The organism is Erythrobacter sp., assembly GCF_024305245.1.
GTDB lineage: Bacteria > Pseudomonadota > Alphaproteobacteria > Sphingomonadales > Sphingomonadaceae > Erythrobacter.
The window spans coordinates 1-4,432 of sequence record NZ_JAMWYX010000023.1 but is presented as its reverse complement, the minus strand read 5'-3'; the positions used below and the strand labels follow the sequence as shown (position 1 = coordinate 4,432).

General features: G+C 61.1%; 4 protein-coding genes and 1 pseudogene. 4 read left to right on the top strand and 1 reads right to left on the bottom strand.

What is annotated here, in order from left to right:
* Positions 1 to 206: 206 nt before the first annotated feature.
* The 4 genes and pseudogenes from Q0L48_RS16640 to Q0L48_RS16625 all read left to right on the top strand — a co-directional run.
* Positions 207 to 497: pseudogene (locus tag Q0L48_RS16640) on the top strand (transposase); the annotation flags it as partial.
* A gap of 192 nt (positions 498 to 689) precedes the next feature.
* On the top strand, positions 690 to 1,568 hold the full coding sequence (locus Q0L48_RS16635) for a UTP--glucose-1-phosphate uridylyltransferase (protein WP_296722822.1): 879 nt from the start codon (positions 690 to 692) through the stop codon (positions 1,566 to 1,568).
* Between the two features lie 486 nt (positions 1,569 to 2,054).
* Positions 2,055 to 2,273 (top strand): type II toxin-antitoxin system RelE/ParE family toxin, encoded by a 219-nt coding sequence (locus tag Q0L48_RS16630; protein ID WP_296722820.1) that lies wholly within the window; start codon positions 2,055 to 2,057, stop codon positions 2,271 to 2,273.
* Positions 2,273 to 2,521, top strand: coding sequence for a helix-turn-helix domain-containing protein (locus Q0L48_RS16625; protein WP_296722818.1), 249 nt, complete (start codon positions 2,273 to 2,275; stop codon positions 2,519 to 2,521). The genes Q0L48_RS16630 and Q0L48_RS16625 overlap by 1 nt, the downstream gene beginning before the upstream one ends.
* An 803-nt stretch (positions 2,522 to 3,324) precedes the next feature.
* Here the strand turns inward: Q0L48_RS16625 and rfbB are convergent.
* Positions 3,325 to 4,377: a dTDP-glucose 4,6-dehydratase gene (gene rfbB, locus Q0L48_RS16620; protein ID WP_296722816.1), complete on the bottom strand. Its 1,053-nt coding sequence runs from the start codon at positions 4,375 to 4,377 to the stop codon at positions 3,325 to 3,327.
* Between the last annotated feature and the right edge of the window lie 55 nt (positions 4,378 to 4,432).

Here is a 4,432-nt window from a genome sequence, read left to right as displayed (position 1 = left end):
ATCGGAAAGCGCCAGTATCAATTCCTATGCGATTACCGCAATCCATCACCCGGTCAAGCACCCTGAAGTTGGACGCCACATCATATTGCGCTGCGTTTCGCGAAACAGTTTTGCGCACTTAGCGAATCCAGTCAGAGCGTCTTTATCCGCTCTCTTAAGGGTGGCCACCTCTGCAGAGATTGCGCGATTTTGTTCTTTTGCAACAGCCAGTCTGCTGGTCACCAGCGCCGACAGTCCGCGGCTATCTTTGGCGAGACAACGGTCTGAAGCTTTCGCTCAATCGAGCCCTGTTGTTGATCGGCCGAGAAGCGGCAGGGCGTGAAGCTCCGCCCAGCGCCGGAGTAATCGACAGTCGGAACGTCAAAACCACCGAGAGCGGCGAGCCTCGGGGTTATGATGCCGGCAAGAAGACCAAAAGGCGCAAGCGCCACATCTTGACCGACACGGATGGCAATCTGGTTCACGCAGTGATCAACACCGCCGACATCCAGGATCGAGGCCCGCCCGCGAACCCATGCGATTCGCCTGATTTTTCAACACTCCTGGCCCGATGCCAAGAAAGTTCACGTTTCTTGGTTGAACCGTTCAGCAGCGGGATCACCGCCACAAAGGGCGTTGACCAGAACCGAGCTTCGCACCACGCGTGCGCGGCTCGCCCGATCCAGTGATAAGCATTCCAAGGATTCTGCATGTCTCCCAAGCCGATCCGCAAAGCCGTGTTCCCCGTTGCCGGTCTCGGTACCCGATTTCTGCCCGCCACCAAGGTGGTTCCCAAGGAACTGCTTCCGGTGGTCGACCGTCCGCTGATCCAGTACGCGGTGGACGAAGCGCGTGAGGCGGGGATCGAGCAAATGATCTTCGTCACCGGGCGCGGCAAGACCGGTATCGTCGAGCATTTCGACATCGCCTTCGAACTCGAACAGACGATGGGTGAGCGCGGCAAGGATCTGAGCGTGCTTGACTGCACGCGGGCGACCCCCGGCGATGTGATCGCGGTGCGCCAGCAGGTGCCGCTGGGCCTTGGCCATGCGATCTGGTGCGCGCGGGCTATCGTCGGGGACGAGCCGTTCGCGATCTTCCTTCCGGACGAGTTGATGGTGGCGCGCGAAGGCGGCAGCGGCTGCATGAAGCAGATGGTCGAGGCATATAACGAGGTGGGCGGCAACCTGATCTCCGTGCTCGAAGTGCCGATGGATCAGGTGTCGAGCTACGGCGTGATCGAACCGGGCCCAGCGTCAGGCGCGCTGACCGAAGTGCGCGGGCTGGTAGAAAAACCGGCAGCTGCCGACGCGCCTTCCAACAAGATCGTTTCGGGCCGCTATATCCTCCAGCCCGAAGTCATGCGGGTGCTGGAAACCCAGGGCAAGGGGGCGGGCGGCGAAATCCAGCTGACCGACGCAATGGCGAAGATGATTGGCACGCAGCCGTTCCACGCGGTCACCTTCGACGGTGCGCGGTATGATTGCGGCAGCAAGATCGGGTTCGTCGAGGCGACTCTGGCACTGGCGCTGGCGCGCGAGGATATGGGCGCACAAGTGCGCGCGATCGCGATGGACCTGCTGAAGTAGGATTTGATTGAGCCTGCGCTGACTACCGGCACACACTCGCTTTCAGGGCACTGATATGCAGGCTGGCTACCCGCCGTTGCGTCGAAAACCGATCCGCTTGAGGCAGCGTTGTCAGGGCAACAGGTAATTCTTGAGCCGGTGCAGCGGGTTACGCGCACGCGCCGAAGGCGCGGCTCGGATCAGGGGCGGATTTGCCCCAGCGGCAATTTTGGGCCAACGCGGACGACTGTCATAGAGCGTTTTCAGGTGCCTATAGACGTACGCCCAACCCTGCAAGCGCCCGAGAGCAGGGCGATTGCTTGACTGGCGTACGAGGGCTAAATATCCGCCATTGCCCTATACGTCAGTGGCTCAGACATGGCGTGTATCACGACCTTGCAGACCGTTGTCGAACTGCCCGAGGTCCAGCGGCGCGCCCAGGCCATCACGAACGATGGCGAACGCATGAACCTGGTCGACTAAACCGCCGCTAATCCGGAGGCGGGCGTGTCGCTGGGCGGAGGATTACGCAAGATGCGTATCCCGCGTGCAGGTGCCGGCAAGAGCGGCGGCTACCGCACCATTGATGTGTTCGGTGGCAGGCGTCTGCCAATCTACCTGATCACTGTCTTCGCCAGGAATGAGAACGATAATCTGACCAGGGCCGAGCAGGCAGCAGCGGTGGAGCTGAGCAAGACCCTGATCGCAACCTATGGAGATCGATGATGAGCACGGCTTACGAGAGCATCATGCAGGGACTGAGCGAGGCGCTGGATCATGCTCAGGGCAAGGATACCGGCACGCGCATCCACACTATCGAGGTACCCGTTGTAGATGTCGCGGCGATCCGGGCCCAGACAGGCCTGTCGCAAAGCGCGTTTGCACGCAGCATCGGTGTCGCCAAAGGCACACTGCTCAACTGGGAACATGGGGCAGGCAACCGACCGGTCCTGCGCAGGTGCTGCTGGCGATGATCGCCCGGAAGCCCTCGCTGGTCAGCGAGCTTTTGCGCTGAGGCCAGTATGGGATTCATCAAGTGTCAGGGCCTAGGCGGCCTCGACTTTACCGGTGAGGCCAACCTCGGTTGCCTCGAACGACTGACCATCACGCGAGATCAATCGGACTTCAAATTGCCTGATCCTCTGTGGTTCCGCCATTCCTTCGCAACATTGAGCCATGGATGGTCGTCGGATGCCTCGAAATGTCTCGTCTCGCCGTCGGCGGCGCGGAAAACAACAAATAGCTCGGCTTGGGCTCGATCGTCATGACGTAGAGGGCCGGTTGGGGGCACGACCTTGTCGGTCTCAGGATCATACGCGAGGACCATATCGCCGACTTCAAGCCTTTCAATCGCGACCAGCCCACTCGGACTAAATCGAGGCGCCCCGGCAACAACGCACCCGCAGGCGCGTCTCAGCTCCCCCAGTTTGCCGAGCTTGCCGAGCTTGCTCAGGCCGGGACCCAAATCGAAGCGGCCAACACCTTGCCTGCGGTGTCGCGCTGCGAGAGGAACATGCAATTTGCGGCAGCACCGCCAGGATTCAATTCAAGCGCAGCCGTGCCCAGGAACCCTCCAACGTCCCCAGCCGTGATGCCGCTGTCGGATTTTCAACCTGAAACGAAGATCTCGTTGTTCTCGCTCGAAGTACAAAGAGTGTCGCCCCCGCTCGAAGTGGGAACACAGGTGCCCAGACCTGTTGGGTCAAACGCATTTATTAGATCGTCTGCGACGTCGGCGTAGTCGGGGCTTAGCCCCCGTCTCCTGACGGTCTGCGGCCTAGCCGCGTCGGAGCGGCTGCCACCAGTGCTCATTATCGAGATACCACCGCAGGGTTTGGCGCAATCCGGTCTCGAACCCCTGCTGAGGGGCATAGTCCAGCTCGGCTCGCGCCTTGGTCTCGTCGATCGCGTAGCGGCGATCATGGCCAGCGCGGTCGGTGACGAAGGTCTTGAGCGTCTCGGTCCGTTCGCCCCGCGCAGCCGGCGCCGCAGGATAGCGCTGCGCCAGATCAGGTATCTCGGCAAAGGCACGGTCAACTTCGGCGCAGACCGTATCGATCACAGTCATGTTGGGCAGCTCGGCCCCGCCACCAATATTGTAGGTCTCGCCGGGCTGGCCACGGAGCAGACAGGCCTCGATCCCGCGGCAATGATCCTCGACATGCAGCCAGTCGCGCACGTTCATCCCGTCGCCGTAGATCGGCAGATTGCGCCCGTGCAGCGCATTCAGAAGAAACAGCGGGATCAGCTTTTCGGGGTACTGGTAGGGCCCGTAATTGTTCGAGCAATTGCTGGTCGTGACTTCCAGCCCGTAGGTGTGGTGGTAAGCGCGCACGAGGTGATCGGACGCCGCCTTCGAGGCTGAATAGGGCGAATTGGGGGCATAGGGCGTGATCTCGGAGAAGGCCGGATCATGCGGCCCCAGTGAGCCGAACACTTCGTCGGTCGAGATGTGATGGAACCGGTGGGGCTGGCCGCTGCCCGTCAGCCAAACGGCACGGGCAGCCTTTAAAAGGCTGTTGGTGCCCAGGATGTTGGTTTCGATAAAGGCATCCGGCCCGCTGATCGAGCGGTCGACATGGCTCTCGGCGGCGAAGTGGATGATCGTGGCGATGTCGTGATCGCGCAGCAGCTGCTCGACCAAAGCAGTGTCGCGGATATCGCCTTCGATCAGCTCGGCATTGGCCGCACCTTCCAGCGTGGAGCGATTGCCAGCATAGGTCAGCGCATCGAGCACGATCACCCTGTCGTCAAGATGGTGCGCATTCCAGTAATGCACGAAATTGCCGCCAATAAATCCGGCCCCGCCGGTCACAAGCACGTTAGCCAAGTTTTGCTTCCTCTTCGAGCATCAGGCGCAGGTTTGCGCGCCAGGGCACCGGCGC

Excerpts from the sequence above, each read along its gene's own strand:
- Q0L48_RS16635 (WP_296722822.1), top strand. The coding sequence starts at position 690 with ATGTCTCCCAAGCCGATCCGCAAAGCCGTGTTCCCCGTTGCCGGTCTC.
- Q0L48_RS16625 (WP_296722818.1), top strand. The coding sequence starts at position 2,273 with ATGAGCACGGCTTACGAGAGCATCATGCAGGGACTGAGCGAGGCGCTG.